The sequence below is a fragment of the Euzebya rosea genome, from assembly GCF_003073135.1.
Taxonomy (GTDB): domain Bacteria; phylum Actinomycetota; class Nitriliruptoria; order Euzebyales; family Euzebyaceae; genus Euzebya; species Euzebya rosea.
The window spans coordinates 1-15,843 of the sequence record NZ_PGDQ01000009.1 but is presented as its reverse complement, the minus strand read 5'-3'; the positions used below and the strand labels follow the sequence as shown (position 1 = coordinate 15,843).

Below are 15,843 nucleotides of genomic sequence, written 5' to 3'. Positions count from 1 at the left end.
TGGTCACGGACTAGTGAATCCGTGAAGTACGCGCAAGCGCGTACCGCACGAGCAACCCTTGGGTGGATCCTCGGAGCATCGAGGATCGAGGGGTCAGGAACAGTCATGGGCCAGCGAATCAGGGCGAGCGTCGAGGGCGCAACGACGGTACGGATCAGCGGCAGGACGGTGCCGCTGTCGACGGCCGAACGGCAGGTACTGGCGGCGTTGCTGCTCGATCCCGCGGCGGGGGTGTCGGTCCGGACGCTGGAGGCGTTGCGCTGGGGGGACGATCCACCGCGGACCGCTCGCCAGTCCCTCCAGAACACCGTGTCCAGGCTGCGGTCGAAGCTGTCGGCCGACATCGACCTGGCGTTCGACCGGTACCGCCTGGTCACCGTCGTGGAGACCGACGAGGACCGGTTGGTCCGCCTCGCCACGGCGCTCGAGGGCGGCCTGCCCGCCGATGTCGTCGACCTGCCCGGCGTCCCCGAGTGGTTCGCCGACCTGCCACCCCTGCACGAGACCCGGCGTGCAGCCGAACGCCTGAACACCCTCCTCCGACGGTGCACCGTGGCACGCATCGTGGCGCTGGAGGCCGGCGGAGCCGTCACCGAGGCGCTGGCGCTGGCCCACGACCTGCGGGTCGCCGACCCGTCCGACGAGTCGGCCTGGGTCCGGGAGATCGACCTCCACCTGCGCGCCGGCCGTCGGCTGGAGGCCAGCGCCACCTATCGCCGTGCCCGCCGTGAGCTGCGCCATCACTGGGGGATCGAACCCGGCCCGGACCTGCGCCGGGTCGAGCAGCGCATCTTCCAGGCGACGACGACCCCGACGATCGACGCCACCGTGCCGCTGGTCGGGCGCCTCGACGAGCAGCAGCGCATCCAGCGGCACCTGACCTCCGGCCGCACCGTGCTGCTGCACGGGGTCGGCTGGTCGGGGAAGACTCGGCTGGCCGCGGCGGTCGCCGACCGCTGGCCGCTGGCCGCGACCGTCGTGGACTGCGGCCGAAGCCGTCGGACCCCGCTGGCCGCCGTCGAGGACGTGACCGGCGAGCCCGTACGGCTGACCGATCGGATCGAGGCGCACGAGCTGCTGTCCCGGCTGGTGGACCGGGTGCGCAGCACGCTGGAGGACACCGGGCTGCTGGTCCTCGACGACGTGGACCGGCTGGGTCCCCTCAGCCGCGAGGTGTTCGCCCGGGCGCTGCGGGACTCCGACACGAGGGTCCTGGCGACCAGCCGCCGACGGGGCGGTGCCGTGCCCGGCCGCGACGACGTGGTCGAGGTCGGGCTCTCGGGCCTCGGGACGGACGACATCGGCAGGCTCCTGGCGGTCGATCGGGACGCGGCGAGGGTCCTCGACCAGCTGACCGGCGGCAGCCCCGGTCTGCTGCTGCTGCTGGCGGAGGCCGCCCGTCGGACCGGCGTGGACCTGCGGATGCTCGACCGCCTCGTCACCGCCGAACGTGTGCCCCCGCCGATCGCCGACGCCCTGCTCAGCCGTGTCGCCGGCGTCCCCCGGCACGTGCTCGCCATGCTGGAGTCCCTGGCCACCGCGGGTGCGACGGGGGTCCCCTTCATCGACCGCCTGGCGCTGGACGAGGTGGCACCGGGGATCGTGCGCATGGACGGCACCGCCCGACCGGTGTTCTGCCATCCGCTGTTCCGTCGCGTGATCGTCGACCGCCTGCCGGAGGGGCTGCGCATGGAGGTCGACCTGCTGCGCGTGGCGGAACCCGCCGTGCCCGCCGCCGCGAGCGCCTAGTTCGGTACGCTCCGTGGCGTTGAGTGGAAGCCATGGCGCGGGTGCACCGGTCCTCCCCGACGGGCACGTCGCACGGGGGCGGCTGGTCAGGCGGCTGGCCGAGCACCGCATCGTGGTGGTCCATGCCAACGGTGGCTGGGGCAAGTCCACGCTGGCCGCCGAGGCTGCGGCACGCCACACCGGCGAGGTCACCTGGATCGACCTGCGCGACGTGGACCTCGACCACCGGGGGGTGCTGCAGCGGCTCCTCGATCCGCTGGGCATGGACGGGCTGGCGGGGGAGGATCGGGACGACGACACGGTGGCCGCGGGCATCGAGCGGGTGATGGCCCGCCGACGGCCGGCCGCGCTCGTCGTGGTCGACGAGGTCGGCCCGCAGCACTGGTCGGCGGTCCGCCTGCTGGGCCGGGCCCTGCCCGACCCGCATCGGTTGGTCGTGCTCGGGCGGCGGGTACCGGAAGGGGATGGAGGGCAGACCACGGACGGCCGGTGGCCTCGGCTGACCACGACCGACCTGGCGTTCACCACCGAGGAGCTGCACCTGCTGCTGGTCGAACGGCTGCCCGGCGGCCTGCCCGACGTCATGGTCGAGCAGCTGCGCCTCGCCACCGGTGGCTGGTCGACGGCGCTGCGTGCCGTCGTCAACGCCCTGGGGCGCAGCGCGGCGCCGCACGAGCTGGGGCGCCGGCTGCTGGGCGACAACGTGGTGCTGGACGTGCTGGTCCACGACCTGCTGGCCCCGCTGGACGACGATGCCCGACGTCGGCTGGGTGCGGCGGCGTGCCTGCCGCTGCTCGACGCCCGCCTGGCCCGGGACCTGGGGCTGGCCGACACGATCAGGGCTGCCGCCGAGGCCGGTGTGCCGTGGGAGACGCCGGCAGTCGGTCCCTGGACCCTGCCGGACCCCGTCGCGGACCTCCTTCGCCCGGACGATCCCCTGCCCCTACCGGAGCTCCGGCCGCTGGCGGTCGGCCTTGCCCGTCACGGTCGGGTGCTGGAGGGTGCTCGCCTGGCGGTCGAGCACCACCATCCCGACCTGGCCGCCCGGATCGTCGCCGACGCCTCGATCGACGACCTCCGTGAGTCGTTCAAGCCGTCCCTGCTGGCGTTCCTGCGTGCCCTGCCCGACGACGTGGTCGCCCGCCACCCGCGCGTCGACGTCCAGGTGGCCCGGCTGCTGACCCTGATGGCGGCCTACGGTGACCGCAACGCCCACGTCCTGGCGCGCGCCCCGCGGTGGGAGGCGTCGCACCCGGACGTCGCGGCAGCCATGCACGCCGAGCGGTACCGGGACCTCGCCTACTTCTCCCCCACCCCCGACCCCGCCGACATCACCGCCATCGAGGATCTGCTCGCGTCGACCGTGGACCTGGAGACCCGCTGCCGCCTCGAGCAGGGGCTGGCCCTGCTGCTGGCCCGCCGAGACGGCGTCGACGCCGCCGAGGCGGGGCTGCGCCGGGCAGCCGAGACGGCCGAGCGGGCCGGCGACCGCCATCAGGCCGCGCTGATCCTGCGCGACCTGGCCTGGGTGGTGCTGCTGGAGCAGGGGCGCCTGCGCCAGGTCGTCGCCACGTTCGACCGGGTCGAGGCGATGCTGGGACCCGGGACGACGACGACGGCATGGCGCATCAACCGGGCGGACACGCTGGTGATGCTGGGCGAGCTGGAGGCCGCCGACCGAGACCTCGACATCGCTGCCCGGCAGGCCGAGCTGCAGCACGACGACCAGCACGTGGCGTACGCCGCGTGGGCCCGGGCGGGGCTGGAGTCGATGCGGGGCGAGCGGTTGCGCACCCTCGCGGCGGTGCAGCGGGCCGAGCAGCTGGCCGGTGACTGGATGCAGACGGTGACCGGTGTGCTGTTCCTGGCGCAGGTCGCAGACGCGCTGGCACGGGTGGAGCTGGAGGACGAGGCTCGCGAGCGGCTGGACGCCGCGCGGGCCCGCCGGGAGGAGGACGAGCGGGCGGTGCTGGTCGCCGAGGCCGCGGTCGAGGCCCGGCTGGGCGATCCCGCCGTGGCGCTGGCGGTGCTCGAGCGGCTGGGCACCGACCAGCTCGAGCCGTTCGAGGTCCCTCGGATGGTGTTGCTCGGTGCCCTTGCGCGGCATCGCGCGGGCATGGACGCCACCGATGCGGCTGGCCGGGCGTTCGCCGCCTACCAGGCGCAGGGCCTGCTGGAGGTGGCACCGCTGGCCGAACCCCAGGCATGCGCCGTCCTCGTGCCGGTGGCGCGGGGCGTCGGTGCCCCGGTCCCCGAGGGCCCCGTCGGTGGCGCGGTCGGTGGCGCCGAGGGCCCGATCGACCCGGCAACCGTGGACGGGGACGGCGAACTGGCCGCTGTGCTGTCGGAGCTGCACGGCCTGCGACCCCGCGAGGTCGAGGTCCTGATGGCCCTGCGCACGGGTGGCACGAACGCCGACATCGCCGAGGCGCTGGGCATCAGCCCGGCGACGGTCCGCAAGCACCTGCAGCGGGCCTACGCCGGCCTCGACGTCCGTTCACGTGCCGAAGCGCTGGTCCTGCTGTCACGCATGCAGCACGGCTGACCGTCGCCGGTGCCCTCTCGGAACGACAAACGCCTCCCGGCGAACCGGGAGGCGTTGCGCTGGCGGGCTCAGAGGGATTCGAACCCCCGGCCTTCTGTTCCGTAGACAGATGCTCTATCCAGCTGAGCTATGAGCCCATGCAGGGCGTGGACCCTGCGGGACGAGTAAGAGTAGCGGCTTGTCGTGGATCGGGCCACTCCGGGCGTGGCCGACCGGCCACCCGACCGTGGCGGTAGCGTGCGCGCCACCATGTCGACGTCGCCCGTGTCACCCAACGCCCGCGTGCTGACGTCCTCCAGCGGCGTGGTCGTGATCGAGGACGGCCCCCTGGTCGTGGTGGCGGACCGGAGGCTCGTCGGCCCCGCGGTCGCTGCGTTCGTCGTCGGCCTGGTCTGGGTGATCGCCGTGGGCGGCATGACAGCGGCTGCCGTGACCGGTGACCTGCCTGTCCCGTGGCCTGTCGCGCTCCTCGCGCCGTCCGTGGTGCCGCTGCCGATCCTCGTCCTCCTCCTGCGTGCCCTGCAGGCGGCCCGTCGACGGCCGCTCGACCACTTGGCCGTCTCGGCGGTCTTCGACCGGGCGGCCGGTGCGCTGCGGGATCCGCAGGGTCGACCCATCGCACCGCTGACCCATGTCCGCGTCGGCCGACGCGTGCAGGTCGGGTCCAGCTCTCCCGCGCTGGTCGTCCGCATGCCCGACCGCACGCTCGTGCTGGCCCGCCCCTCCCCCTTCGCGGGCGGCATGGGCAACCTCGACAGCGTCCTCGCCGCGGCGATCGGCCAACCGCCCCGTTAGCGCGAGCGTCGCAAGGGGTGGGCCTTCAGCACCGCCTTGGCCGCCGCCCGGCCCGGCGTGCCGGCAACGCCCCCGATCGGGGCCGTCCCGGCGCCCGAGACGAACAGCCCGCGGACCGGGGTCGAGTGGCCGCCGAGCGCCACGGTCGGGCGGGCGCTGACCAGCTGGTCGAGCGACAGGTCGAGCACCATGGGGTGCGCCCCGGGCCAGCGCAGCTCGGCCTCCATCAGCTCGGGTGTTCGGATGGCGATCCCCTGGATCGAGTCGCGGAACCCGGGTGCCCGTCGCTCGACCGTGTCGATCATGCGCTCGGTGAACTGCTCGGCCACGCCGTCCCAGCCACCACGGACCTCCGCCGGGGCGGCCGGACAGGCCAGGTAGACGGTGTGATGACCCTCCGGGGCCAGCGTGTCGTCCATCGCGCTCGGGGTGAACGCATAGGTCGGCACGGGGTCCTCGGGCAACCGTCGGTCCTGCGCCGCGCTGAACGCCCGCTCGAGGGAGGGGAAGTCGTCGACGTAGGACTGCAGCCCCATCCAGTCCGCCGGCTGGGCGTCGGGATACGCCGGCAGCCGGTCGGTCGCGACGTGCACGACCATCTGCACGGCGTTGCCGGCATGGGCGACCCGCAGGTCGTCGGCGACCCTGCCGGTCAAGGGTGGGTCGAGCAGGTCGAGCAGCGCCATCCGAGGGTCCATGGCCGTCACGACGACATGGGCGGCCAGCCGCTCCCCCGACGCCAGCTCCACCCCCTGCACCGCCCCGTCGCGCTGCACGATCCTCGCGACGTCCGCGCCGGTGCGGATCGTTCCGCCCCACGCCTCGAGCCGGCGTGCGAGCGCGTCGGACAACGCCTGTGCCCCACCGACGGCATGCCACTGGCCGTGCCGGTGGTAGACGGCTTGCCAGATGGCGGAGAAGGCGGTGCCGAAGTCGTTGGGGCTGGCGTTGCCGTGGGCGGCGAAGGCGCCGATCGGCGCCATGACCGCGTCGGTGGTCAGGTAGCGGCGAAGCAGGGCGCCGTAGGGCATCAGCAGCGTCGAGGCGAGCGCGAACGGCCCGCCGTGTCGCCGCAGCGCCTGGAACACGGGGAGGATGCGGTCACCGGCCATCGCCAGCTCGCGCCGTGCCGAGGCCCCGGCGTTCACCCCGGCGACGGCCAGCTTCACGATCGGCATGGCGTCGTCGACGAAGCGCCGGTAACCGTCGACGTCAGCGGGGGCGACCTCGGCGATGGAGTCCAGCGTCGCGTCGACGTCGCGCCAGAAGCGGATGGTCGTCCCGTCGGCGCCGACGGAGACGGCGAAGGGGTCCATCTCGCGGTACTCCAACCCCATCTCGGCCAACCCCAGCTCCTCCGGGATGTCGGTCATGTTGATGATGTTGTGGGCCGCGGAGTGGGTGTCGAAGCGGTAGCCGGGGACGGTCTCGTCGGTCCTCGAGCCACCCCCGACCTTGTCGGACTGCTCGAGCACGGTCACGTCGACACCGGCGCGGGCCAGGTAGCAGGCAGCGACCAGGCCGTTGTGGCCGCCGCCGACGACGAGGGCGGTGGGGGGTGGGGAGGGCACGACGTCGACATGTACCCGATGTCGGCCCGTCCCACCGGCGCCTCGCGCCACTGCGACGTCCGAATCCCGCCGGACCACAACGGGTGGGGGTGCCAGACTGCGACCCATGACCACGACCGGGCCGACCGCCACCGACTTCGACAGCTGTTACGCGGCCGTCGCCTCGCGGGACCGGCGCTTCGACGGTCGGTTCATCACCGGGGTGCTGACCACCGGCATCTTCTGCCGTCCCTCCTGCCCGGCCCGAACACCCAAGCGCGAGAACGTGCGCTTCTTCCCCTCTGCCGCCGCAGCCCAGGACGCCGGACTGCGCGCCTGCCGTCGGTGCCGCCCCGAGCTGGCCCCCGACCGACCCGAGGTCGACCCGCAGGCGGACGTGGCTGCGCGGGCGCTGCGGATGATCGAGGACGGGGCCGGCGAGGGTGGCGTCCCCGCCCTTGCGGCGCGGTTGCACGTCAGCCCCCGGCACCTCCAGCGGATCACGACGGCCACCTTCGGGGCGGGGCCGGCGGCGTTGATCACCATGCGGCGGGTCCGGCTGGCGCGGATGCTGGTCGACCAGACCGACCTCCCGCTGACCCGGGTGGCGTTCGCCGCCGGGTTCGGCAGCGTCCGGCAGTTCAACGACGCGTTCCGACGGACCTTCCACGCCTCCCCCACCGACGTGCGTCGGGGACGCCCCGCGGCCCCCGCGGCGGTCAGGGTGACGCTGGCGGTCCGCCAGCCGTTCGCGCCGGACCCCACGCTCGAGTGGGTGGCGCTGCACGACATCCCCGGCCGGACCGGCCTCGTCGACGGGGCCATCCGGCACGTCACCGACGAACAGGTTGTCACCCTGCGCCCGACGGCCGTGGACGTGGTGGTGGAGGTGGTGGCTGCGGACGGCCACGACCCCGACCTGGGACGCGCCGTGGCGCTGGCCCGCCAGGTGTTCGACCTCGACGCCGACGTCGACGCCATCGACCGGGCCCTCGGCGACGACGCGCTCCTGGGACCGCTCGTCGCCCGTCGGCCCGGCCTTCGCATCCCCGGGGCCGCCGATCCGTGGGAGGGGCCGGTCCGCACGGTGCTCGGCCAGCAGGTCTCCGCCGCCGCCGCGACGACGATGATGGGGCGTCTGGCCGCCCTGTCGGAGCGGCCCGGCATCCCCTCCCCCGGAGTGGTCCGCGACCTGCCGCTGGAGGCCGCCATCGGCCTGACCCGGCAGCGTGCGGGTGCGGTACGGGCCCTGGCCGCGGCGGTCGACAACGGGTTGGACCTGGCCCCGGGTGCCGACCCGGACACCGTCCGGGCCGCCCTGCTGGCCCTCCCGGGGATCGGCCGGTGGACGGCGTCGAGCATCGGCCTGCTGACCCTCCGCAACCCCGACGCGTGGCCGGAGGGCGACCTCGCGCTGCGCCGGGCCGTGGAGGGCCTGACCGCCACCACCGTCACGGCCCGCGAGCTGGACCGGATGGCCGAGCGCTGGCGGCCGTGGCGTGGCTACGCCGCGATGCACCTGTGGACCCACTACCTGTCCGACACCGTCACCGAGGAGATCCAGTGAGCACGACCCTGCACCACCTCAGCATCCCCACACCGACCACTCCGCTGACGGTCCTGCTCGACGGTGACACCGTCGTCGCGTCGGGCTTCGGCATGCCCGAGCAGCTGCTGGCGCGGATGGACGACCATGCGACGCGTGCCCCTGCGCCGACCGATCATCCGGTCGGCACGGCCCTGCGTGCGTGGCTGGCCGGGGACGGGGCCGCGCTGGACGCCGTCGACGTCCGCCAGCCCGGCACCAGCTTCCAGCAGGAGGTGTGGGCGGCGCTGCGTGCGATCCCGGCAGGACGGACGCGGACCTACGGCGAGGTTGCCGCTGCCGTGGGACGACCCGGCGCCTCCCGAGCCGTGGGATCGGCGTGCGCCCGCAACCGCCTCGCCCCGTTCGTCCCCTGCCACCGCGTGCTCCCGGCAACGGGCGCCACAGGCGCCTACGCCTGGGGTGCCGACGTCAAGCGCTGGCTGCTGGACACCGAAGCAGCCCTGTCGACCTGACCGGAGACGACACGGCCGCACCGTCCTTGGATGGACGGTGCGGCCGGCGGCGGGGTGGTGGTCGTGCGGCCGGTCAGCGGGATGGCTGCTGCCCGGGACGTCGCGTCAGCGGACGAGGTGGCCCGTGATGGCGTGCAGGTTCGGATCCAGCACCTCGTGGGCGCGAGCGACGGCGGTATCGGTCGCGCGAGGCAGCGCCCACATGGCGAGGCGCTCGACCAGGGGAGCGGGTTCGCCAGCACGGGGACGCAGCCGGGACGCACGGGCGGGGTCGGCGTCGGCGGTGAGGATGGCGACGGCCTCCAGCGTGGCGTCGTCAGCGTGTGCCTGGCCGACCAAGCGGGCGGCGACACGGCTGGCGAGGCGGAAGCGGGCGGCGTCGAGGACGGGGCGGGCGGGACGTGATTCCACGATGACTCCTTGCCTTGGCCCGCGGCGGGATGCGGTCCAAAGTAAGATCCATTTGTGCTGATTGCACATTACCGACACTACACCTCCCCCGTAAGGCCCGCCATTGGATTTTGCCTCTTACTCCGAGATCGCCCTCGACCTCGCGAACGTCGAGCCCTACGACGACCCCGAGGACGACGCCCTCCTCGACGTCCTCCGGACACACTTCCCGAAGATGGCGACGCGGCTCAACGACGCCGACCTCCCGCCGCTTCGCGAGCTGCACGGCCGGCTTCGCAGGATCATGGAGACCGACGACGTCCCGCTGGCCGTGGAGCAGCTCAACATCCTGCTGCTGGCCAACCCGATCAACCCCGAGATCTCCGGGCACAGCCACGACGACGGGCGGGAGGACCAGTGGCACCTCCACCTGTCCCGCGACAACGCGTCGGTGTCGGCGCACGCCGCGGCGGTCGCCGCCATGGGGCTCACGGTGGCCCTCCTCGACCACGGCTTCGACAGACGGGGCACCTGCTCGCACACCACGTGCCGCGACGTCTACATCGACGGCTCACCCGGTGGGACCCGCCGCTACTGCTCCGACGCGTGCCAGAACCGGGCCAACGTCGCCGCCTGGCGGGCCCGCAAGCGTGCCGAGGCCGCGGAGGCCCAGCAGCCCGCGACATGAATGAGAGTGCCCGTCTCGGGCAGGCTTGTGGCATGAGCGCCTCACCCCCCACCGTCCTGCGCCAGCGTGCCGCCCTGTGCGACATGCTCGACGCGTTGTCCGATGAGCAGTGGCACGCCGAAACGTTGTGCGAGGGGTGGGACGCCGGCGACATCGTCGCCCACCTGCTGGTACGCGAGCGCGAACCCATCCCCGCGATCGGCATCCTCTTCCCTCCGCTGAGCGGGCTGCTCGACCGTCGCATGGCCGCGCGCAAGGCGCAGGGCCGCGAGCGGATGATGGCGGCCCTGCGTGGCGGTCCGCCGCCGTGGATGCGCCTGCCGGTGGTCCGTGACGTGCAGGTCGGCGAGGACTGGATCCATGCCGCCGACGTGGCCCGTGGTGGGGCGGCGACGGCCGACGGACCGGCGATCGCGCCGTTCGACGGCACCGAGGACGCCGACGTCGCCCGGCAGCTGTGGCAGGCCGTCGGCCGCTTCGCCCCGATGACCCTCCGCGGGGTCGAGGTCTCCGGCGTGGTCGACCTGACCGACGGCACCACGCACCGGACCTACCGGGTGGGCGGTCCGGTGGCCCGTTCGGCGAGCGGCGCCGAGCCCGACCTGACGGTCCGCGGACCGGTCGGCGAGCTGGTCCTGTTCGCCACCGGCCGGCCGCGCTGCGAGGTCACCGTCGAGGGTGACGAGGCCCTGCGCGAGTCGATCGAGGGCGCCAGCCGCAGCGTCTAGGTCAGCTGGTCAGCCGACGTCGGTGACGCCGTCCGCTCCCACGGGGCGGGCGGCCCAGGCGGTGTCGACGAAGCGGATGATCTCGTCGGTCAGCCGTCGCGGGCGCATCCGGAGCTCCAGCGGACTGCGCGCTTTGAGCAGCGTGCCGTTGGGCAGCTGACGGGCCAGGCGGGCGGCGTCGGTGTGGGGGTGGAGCGGGTCGGACTGGTGCCCGATGATCAGCGCCGGGGTGCGCATGGCCTGCCGCTCGTTCTCGTCGGGCCCCATCGGGCCCATGAGCAGGCCGTGCAGCACCGCCTTGATCTCGTCGGGATGCTTGGAGACCGCACCGAGGAAGCTGTCGACGGTTTCGTTGCCGGTCCGCGGCAGGCGGGCCATCGCCGCGGTGGCCAGGCGTGCGACCGGCCCTCCCCAGTGCATCGCGAGCAGGAGCGGGACGAAGGTGATCGCGGCGAACGGCGTGGCGTTCTCCAGCACCGGCATCTCCAGCACCATGGCCCGGACCCGCTCGGGGTAGCGGTAGCCGGTCATCAGCCCGACCCCTGCGCCGAGCGAGACGCCGCCGACGACGGCCTCGTCGACCTCGAGGTGGTCCAGCACCGTGATGACGGCGTCGGCGTAGTGGTCCATGCGATGCGCGCTGGCCCGGCGCGGCTTGTCGCTGCGCCCGTGGCCCAGCATGTCGACGAGGATCACGCGGTGGCCGGCCCTGGCCAGCGCCCTGGCGAGCGCGCGGTTGACCCCGGCGTCGAGCAGCAACCCGTGGACCAGCACGGTCACCCGCGGACCGGCCCCGTGCTCCTCGTAGGACAACGTCCAGCCCTGATGGGTCACCGTGCGCAGCTTCATGTGTTCAGGGTGCCACGGCCCACACCTCGCGTGTCGGGTTCGGGGCGGCCGGCCGCGATCACCCGACAGGGGTCATGGGGGACGGGTGTGGCAGGCTGCGGGCCATGGAGCTGCTGACCACGCCCGCCGACCGCTTCGACGACCTCCCCGACTGGCCGTACGCCAGCCAGCGGGTCGACGTGGGCCACGGCGCCCACATGGCCTTCGTCGACGAGGGGCCACGTGACGCCGCCCCGATCCTGCTGCTGCACGGCGAGCCGACGTGGTCCTACCTGTACCGCCACATGATCCCGGGGCTGCTGGAGGCCGGCCATCGGGTCGTCGCGCCCGACCTCATCGGCTTCGGTCGTTCCGACAAGCCGGCGGACCGCGCCGACCACTCCTTCGCCGGACACGTCGAGTGGATGAGCACGTTCGTCGCCGAGGTGCTGGACCTGACCGGCATCACGCTGTTCTGCCAGGACTGGGGAGGGTTGATCGGCCTGCGCGTCGTGGCCGAGCACCCCGAGCGCTTCGCACGCCTGGTGATCGGCAACTCGGGACTGCCGACCGGGGACCAGGAGATGCCCGAGGCGTTCATGCGGTGGCAGCACTTCAGCCAGACCGTGGAGTCCTTCCCCGTCTCCCCGATGATCCAGGGGGCGACCAACCGCGAGCTGACCCCCGCCGAGCTGGCCGCCTACGACGCGCCGTTCCCCTCCGAGGCGTACAAGGAGGGGCCGCGGATCATGCCGTCGCTGGTGCCGACCTCCCCCGACAACCCGGCGAGCGCCGCCAACCGCAGGGCGTGGGAGGTCCTGATGGCCTTCGAGCGTCCGGTCCTGACGACCTTCAGCGACAACGACCCCATCACCGGGGGTGGCGACCGGGTCTTCCAGAAGCTGGTCCCGGGCACGAAGGGGCAGGACCACACGACGGTGTCGGGCGGCCATTTCCTGCAGGAGGACGCCGGTCCGGAGCTGGCGGCGATCATCACCCGGTTCGTGGCCGCGACCAGCTGAGGGCACATGCTGACGTCACCTGCTGACGTCGTCCGCAGCCTTCGCCGGGTCAGTACCGCTGCGCCACGACGCGGCTGGCCGTGGCGACACGGGTGACCGCCACCTGGGCGTCCTCGGCCGGCAGCGCGAAGCCGACGACCTCGGCCTCGGCCTCGGCGAGGACCGCGGCGACGACCTCGTCGGGCAGGCCCTCTGCCTCGAGCACGGCACGTGCGTCCTCGCCCACCCGCATCGCGAAGTCCTCGTCGGACTCGATGCGCTCGGCGATCGCCGCAAGGGTTGAGGGGATGTCCGTCATCGTGGGTCTGCTTTCGGGACGAGCTGCGGGGGACTCCACGACGCTAGCGCCCCGGACACCGACACCCGGAGGTTTGTAAGAACTTCGGTTCCGCGTCAGCGATACCCGTCGAGCCGTTGCAGCTGCTCGGTGGCCCATCCATGGGCCCGGGCGGCGATCAACCGGGCATCGTCGCCGAACGGGGTCACCTCCGAGGTGTCCCGCAGCAGCAGGTCGAGCAGGTCGTCCGGCAACCCCGCATCGCGCAGCACCTTCGCCGGATCGCGCTCGACGCCCCGACGGAACCGTGCGTCGAAGTCGATGCGTGCGGCCACGTCGAGCACGTGCAGCGCCCTCCGTCGCTGGAGGTCGGCTGGGTCGGGTGGGCGCGGCTCGGCCCCTGGGCGTGTCGTGATGTGTTGATCATCGGACCTGTGCCGACGACGGTTGCTCACGTTCCCGTGACACGTCGATTCCACCGTTCGCTGGAGAAAACTTGAGTGCATCGGGATTAGATCGAGGCATGCTGTGGTTCAAGGTCCAACCATCGACGTAAGGAAGTAATCATGGTTGATCAGCTGGAGAGCACCGAGCGTGCACAGCTCACCGTTCCACTGCTGCCCCTGCCGGGTGGAGTGGTGGTCCCGGGCATGGTCGTGACGATCGCGGTGGAGTCCGACGAGGCCAAGGCCGCCATCGCCGCCGCCGCCGACGCAGACGACCGCCTGGTCCTGGTCCCCAAGGTCGGCGACCGCTACGCCACCGTCGGCACCCTCGCCCACATCGACAGCCACGACCGCCTCCGTGGCGGCCGCAAGGGCATCCTCGTCCGCGGCCTCTCGCGTGCCGTCATCGGCACCGGGGCGACCGGTCCGGGCGAGGCCACCTGGGTCACCGTCGACCCGGTCCTCGACGACGTCGACCCCGATGACGTCGCCGACCTGACGCGCGACTACCGCGCGATCATCACCGGCATCCTCGAGCACCGCGGCGCCGGACGCACGCTGTCGACCGCCATCGAGGAGATCACCGACCCGGGGCAGCTGGCCGACACGGCCGTGTACTCCCCCGACGTCGACCTCGCCCAGAAGGTGGAGGTGCTGGAGACCCTCGACGTGACCGAACGGCTGGAGAAGGTCACCGCCTGGGCCCGTGAGGTCCTGGCAGAGCTCGACGTGCGCTCCAAGATCCGCGCCGACGTCGGCGAGTCCATGGAGAAGCGCCAGCGGGAGTACATCCTCCGCGAGCAGCTCAAGGCCATCCGGACCGAGCTGCGCGAGATGGGTGCCGGCCCAGCCGAGGACGACGACGGGCAGGACTACCGCACCCGGGTCGCCGACGCCGCGCTGCCCGATGACGTGCGCACGTTCGTCACCAAGGAGATCGACCGGCTCGAGCGGACCAGCGAGCAGTCCCCTGAGCAGTCGTGGATCCGCACGTGGCTGGACCGCATCCTCGAGCTGCCGTGGGGCGAGCGGTCCGACGACAACCTCGACCTCGACCGGGCCCGCGACATCCTCGACGCCGATCACACGGGCCTGGACGAGGTGAAGGACCGCCTCGTCGAGCAGCTGGCCGTCCGCAAGCTGCGCATCGAGCGCGGACTCGACGGCCCACAGGACGCGGTGACCCCGGCGTCCCCGCTGGCCGACTGGCCCGCGGACGCGGCCCCCCACGCCGACCCACGCACCGACGCCGTGGAGGACACCACCACCGTCGAGGACTCCGCTGGGGGCACGACCGAGGACCCGGCCGCGACGCCCGCTGACGATCCTGCGCAGGACGCACCGCCCCGCGGGCGACGTGGCAGCGGTGCGATCCTGGCGCTGGTCGGTCCTCCCGGCGTGGGCAAGACCTCGCTCGGCGAGTCCGTCGCCCGAGCGCTCGGCCGCCGGTTCGTCCGTGTCGCCCTCGGCGGGGTGCGGGACGAAGCGGAGATCCGCGGGCACCGTCGGACCTACGTCGGTGCCCAGCCCGGACGGATCGCCAGGGCGATGACCGAAGCGGGGACGATGAACCCCGTCGTCCTGCTCGACGAGATCGACAAGGTCGGCGGTGACTACCGGGGCGACCCCTCGGCGGCGCTGCTGGAGGTCCTGGACCCCGCCCAGAACCACACCTTCCGCGACCACTACCTGGAGGTCGACCTCGACCTGTCCGACGTCCTGTTCATCGCCACCGCCAACGTGCTGGAGACCATCCCGGGGCCCCTGCTCGACCGGCTCGAGGTCGTCACCCTGGACGGCTACACCGACGCGGAGAAGGTGGCCATCGCACGGGACCACCTGCTGACCCGCCAGCTGACCAACGCCGGACTGTCGGTCGACGAGGTGGAGATCAGCGACGCGGTCCTGCGCCATGTGGTGGAGGGCTGGACGCGCGAGGCCGGCGTCCGCCAGCTGGAACGACAGCTGGCCAAGCTGACCCGGAAGGCCGCCGTCCGCATCGCGGCGGGTGACACCGCACCCATCGTGGTGGACGATCCGTCCGCGCTGCTCGGCCGGCAGAAGGTGTTCCGCGAGGACGCCACCGACCGCGTTGACGTCCCGGGTGTCGCCACCGGCCTGGCCGTGACGGGCGTCGGCGGTGACGTGCTGTTCGTCGAGACGGCCCGGCTGGACGACGACGGCGGCAAGGGCAGCCTGCACCTGACCGGCCAGCTCGGCGACGTCATGCAGGAGTCGGCGTCCATCGCCCTGTCCTTCCTCCGGTCCCACGCAGAGGAGCTCCAGCTGGACGCCACCGCACTCGGCGGTCGGTTCCACGTGCACTTCCCGGCGGGCGCCATCCCCAAGGACGGCCCCTCCGCAGGCGTGACGATGACCACGGCGCTCGCGTCGCTGGTCACCGGCCGCAAGGTGCGCGCGGGCGTCGGCATGACCGGCGAGGTGACACTCCAGGGCAAGGTCCTGCCGATCGGCGGGGTCAAGCAGAAGGTGCTGGCCGCACACCGTTCGGGGCTGGACACCGTCCTGCTGCCCAAGCGGAACGAGGCCGACATCGACGACGTCCCCGAGTCGGTGCGCGACGCCATGACGATCCACTTCGTCGAGGACGTCCGCGACGTCCTGGCCCTCGCCCTCGAGTCGGCGGGGTAACCGGGTCTACGCCGCTGCGGGGGGTCGGCGTCGCCTGATGCGTGCAGCGGGGGCATCTTGCCAGTCCACGCCGCAGTGCAGCAGTAGGCGGATGCGGTAGTTGTCGAAGTTG

14 protein-coding genes and 1 tRNA gene are annotated in these 15,843 nt (G+C 73.0%); 9 read left to right on the top strand and 6 right to left on the bottom strand.

Going from position 1 to position 15,843, the window contains the following annotated elements; all coding sequences use genetic code 11:
• Window positions 1–105 precede the first annotated feature (105 nt).
• Window positions 106–1,749, top strand: a complete 1,644-nt coding sequence (locus tag CUC05_RS13290; RefSeq protein ID WP_170128006.1) for an AfsR/SARP family transcriptional regulator — start codon at window positions 106–108, stop codon at window positions 1,747–1,749.
• Window positions 1,750–1,768: 19 nt separating this feature from the next.
• A complete protein-coding gene (locus CUC05_RS13285) occupies window positions 1,769–4,294 on the top strand; it encodes a LuxR C-terminal-related transcriptional regulator (RefSeq protein WP_157965529.1) in 2,526 nt (841 codons plus the stop codon).
• A 60-nt stretch (window positions 4,295–4,354) separates the two neighbouring features.
• On the opposite strand, the gene CUC05_RS13280 is transcribed toward CUC05_RS13285, so the two are convergent.
• Window positions 4,355–4,431: transfer RNA gene (locus CUC05_RS13280), tRNA-Arg, on the bottom strand.
• Window positions 4,432–4,543: 112 nt separating this feature from the next.
• On the opposite strand from CUC05_RS13280, the gene CUC05_RS13275 reads away from it, so the two are divergent.
• Window positions 4,544–5,089 (top strand): hypothetical protein, encoded by a 546-nt coding sequence (locus tag CUC05_RS13275; protein ID WP_157965528.1) that lies wholly within the window; start codon window positions 4,544–4,546, stop codon window positions 5,087–5,089.
• Here CUC05_RS13275 and CUC05_RS13270 read toward each other — a convergent pair.
• The gene (locus CUC05_RS13270) at window positions 5,086–6,660 is read right to left on the bottom strand and encodes a phytoene desaturase family protein (RefSeq protein ID WP_157965527.1); all 1,575 of its coding nucleotides are present in this window, start codon (window positions 6,658–6,660) and stop codon (window positions 5,086–5,088) included. The genes CUC05_RS13275 and CUC05_RS13270 overlap by 4 nt on opposite strands.
• A gap of 106 nt (window positions 6,661–6,766) precedes the next feature.
• Here CUC05_RS13270 and CUC05_RS13265 point away from each other — a divergent pair, with 106 nt between their 5' ends.
• A complete protein-coding gene (locus CUC05_RS13265) occupies window positions 6,767–8,206 on the top strand; it encodes an Ada metal-binding domain-containing protein (protein ID WP_108666603.1) in 1,440 nt (479 codons plus the stop codon).
• Window positions 8,203–8,700 (top strand): methylated-DNA--[protein]-cysteine S-methyltransferase, encoded by a 498-nt coding sequence (locus tag CUC05_RS13260; RefSeq protein ID WP_240606258.1) that lies wholly within the window; start codon window positions 8,203–8,205, stop codon window positions 8,698–8,700. The genes CUC05_RS13265 and CUC05_RS13260 overlap by 4 nt, the downstream gene beginning before the upstream one ends.
• Window positions 8,701–8,805: 105 nt before the next feature.
• Here the strand turns inward: CUC05_RS13260 and CUC05_RS13255 are convergent, their stop codons facing one another.
• The gene (locus CUC05_RS13255) at window positions 8,806–9,111 is read right to left on the bottom strand and encodes a hypothetical protein (RefSeq protein ID WP_108666602.1); all 306 of its coding nucleotides are present in this window, start codon (window positions 9,109–9,111) and stop codon (window positions 8,806–8,808) included.
• A gap of 103 nt (window positions 9,112–9,214) precedes the next feature.
• On the opposite strand from CUC05_RS13255, the gene CUC05_RS13250 reads away from it, so the two are divergent.
• The gene (locus tag CUC05_RS13250; RefSeq protein WP_108666601.1) at window positions 9,215–9,778 is read left to right on the top strand and encodes a CGNR zinc finger domain-containing protein; all 564 of its coding nucleotides are present in this window, start codon (window positions 9,215–9,217) and stop codon (window positions 9,776–9,778) included.
• A gap of 32 nt (window positions 9,779–9,810) precedes the next feature.
• Entirely contained in the window at window positions 9,811–10,506 is a 696-nt protein-coding gene (locus tag CUC05_RS13245; protein WP_157965526.1) for a maleylpyruvate isomerase family mycothiol-dependent enzyme, read from the top strand.
• A gap of 9 nt (window positions 10,507–10,515) precedes the next feature.
• Here the strand turns inward: CUC05_RS13245 and CUC05_RS13240 are convergent, their stop codons facing one another.
• Complete coding sequence (locus CUC05_RS13240) at window positions 10,516–11,355, bottom strand: alpha/beta fold hydrolase (RefSeq protein ID WP_108666599.1); 840 nt, start codon at window positions 11,353–11,355, stop codon at window positions 10,516–10,518.
• 104 nt (window positions 11,356–11,459) lie between these two features.
• Between CUC05_RS13240 and CUC05_RS13235 the strand changes: the two genes are divergently transcribed.
• Window positions 11,460–12,356, top strand: a complete 897-nt coding sequence (locus tag CUC05_RS13235) for a haloalkane dehalogenase (protein WP_108666768.1) — start codon at window positions 11,460–11,462, stop codon at window positions 12,354–12,356.
• A gap of 49 nt (window positions 12,357–12,405) precedes the next feature.
• On the opposite strand, the gene CUC05_RS24725 is transcribed toward CUC05_RS13235, so the two are convergent.
• Window positions 12,406–12,654 (bottom strand): hypothetical protein, encoded by a 249-nt coding sequence (locus CUC05_RS24725; RefSeq protein ID WP_108666598.1) that lies wholly within the window; start codon window positions 12,652–12,654, stop codon window positions 12,406–12,408.
• A gap of 95 nt (window positions 12,655–12,749) precedes the next feature.
• Window positions 12,750–12,968 carry a hypothetical protein gene (locus CUC05_RS13225; protein WP_157965525.1) on the bottom strand — a complete coding sequence of 73 codons (219 nt, stop codon included), beginning with the start codon at window positions 12,966–12,968 and terminating at the stop codon, window positions 12,750–12,752.
• A gap of 231 nt (window positions 12,969–13,199) precedes the next feature.
• Between CUC05_RS13225 and lon the strand changes: the two genes are divergently transcribed.
• Window positions 13,200–15,731, top strand: coding sequence for an endopeptidase La (gene lon / locus CUC05_RS13220; RefSeq protein WP_108666596.1), 2,532 nt, complete (start codon window positions 13,200–13,202; stop codon window positions 15,729–15,731).
• The last annotated feature ends 112 nt before the right edge of the window (window positions 15,732–15,843 follow it).

What these genes read in the sequence shown, in the direction of transcription:
- CUC05_RS13290 (WP_170128006.1), top strand. Translation starts at nt 106, where the DNA reads ATGGGCCAGCGAATCAGGGCGAGCGTCGAGGGCGCAACGACGGTACGG.
- CUC05_RS13245 (WP_157965526.1), top strand. Translation starts at nt 9,811, where the DNA reads ATGAGCGCCTCACCCCCCACCGTCCTGCGCCAGCGTGCCGCCCTGTGC.
- lon (WP_108666596.1), top strand. Translation starts at nt 13,200, where the DNA reads ATGGTTGATCAGCTGGAGAGCACCGAGCGTGCACAGCTCACCGTTCCA.
- CUC05_RS13240 (WP_108666599.1), bottom strand. Translation starts at nt 11,355, where the DNA reads ATGAAGCTGCGCACGGTGACCCATCAGGGCTGGACGTTGTCCTACGAG.
- CUC05_RS13235 (WP_108666768.1), top strand. Translation starts at nt 11,460, where the DNA reads ATGGAGCTGCTGACCACGCCCGCCGACCGCTTCGACGACCTCCCCGAC.
- CUC05_RS13275 (WP_157965528.1), top strand. Translation starts at nt 4,544, where the DNA reads ATGTCGACGTCGCCCGTGTCACCCAACGCCCGCGTGCTGACGTCCTCC.
- CUC05_RS13265 (WP_108666603.1), top strand. Translation starts at nt 6,767, where the DNA reads ATGACCACGACCGGGCCGACCGCCACCGACTTCGACAGCTGTTACGCG.
- CUC05_RS24725 (WP_108666598.1), bottom strand. Translation starts at nt 12,654, where the DNA reads ATGACGGACATCCCCTCAACCCTTGCGGCGATCGCCGAGCGCATCGAG.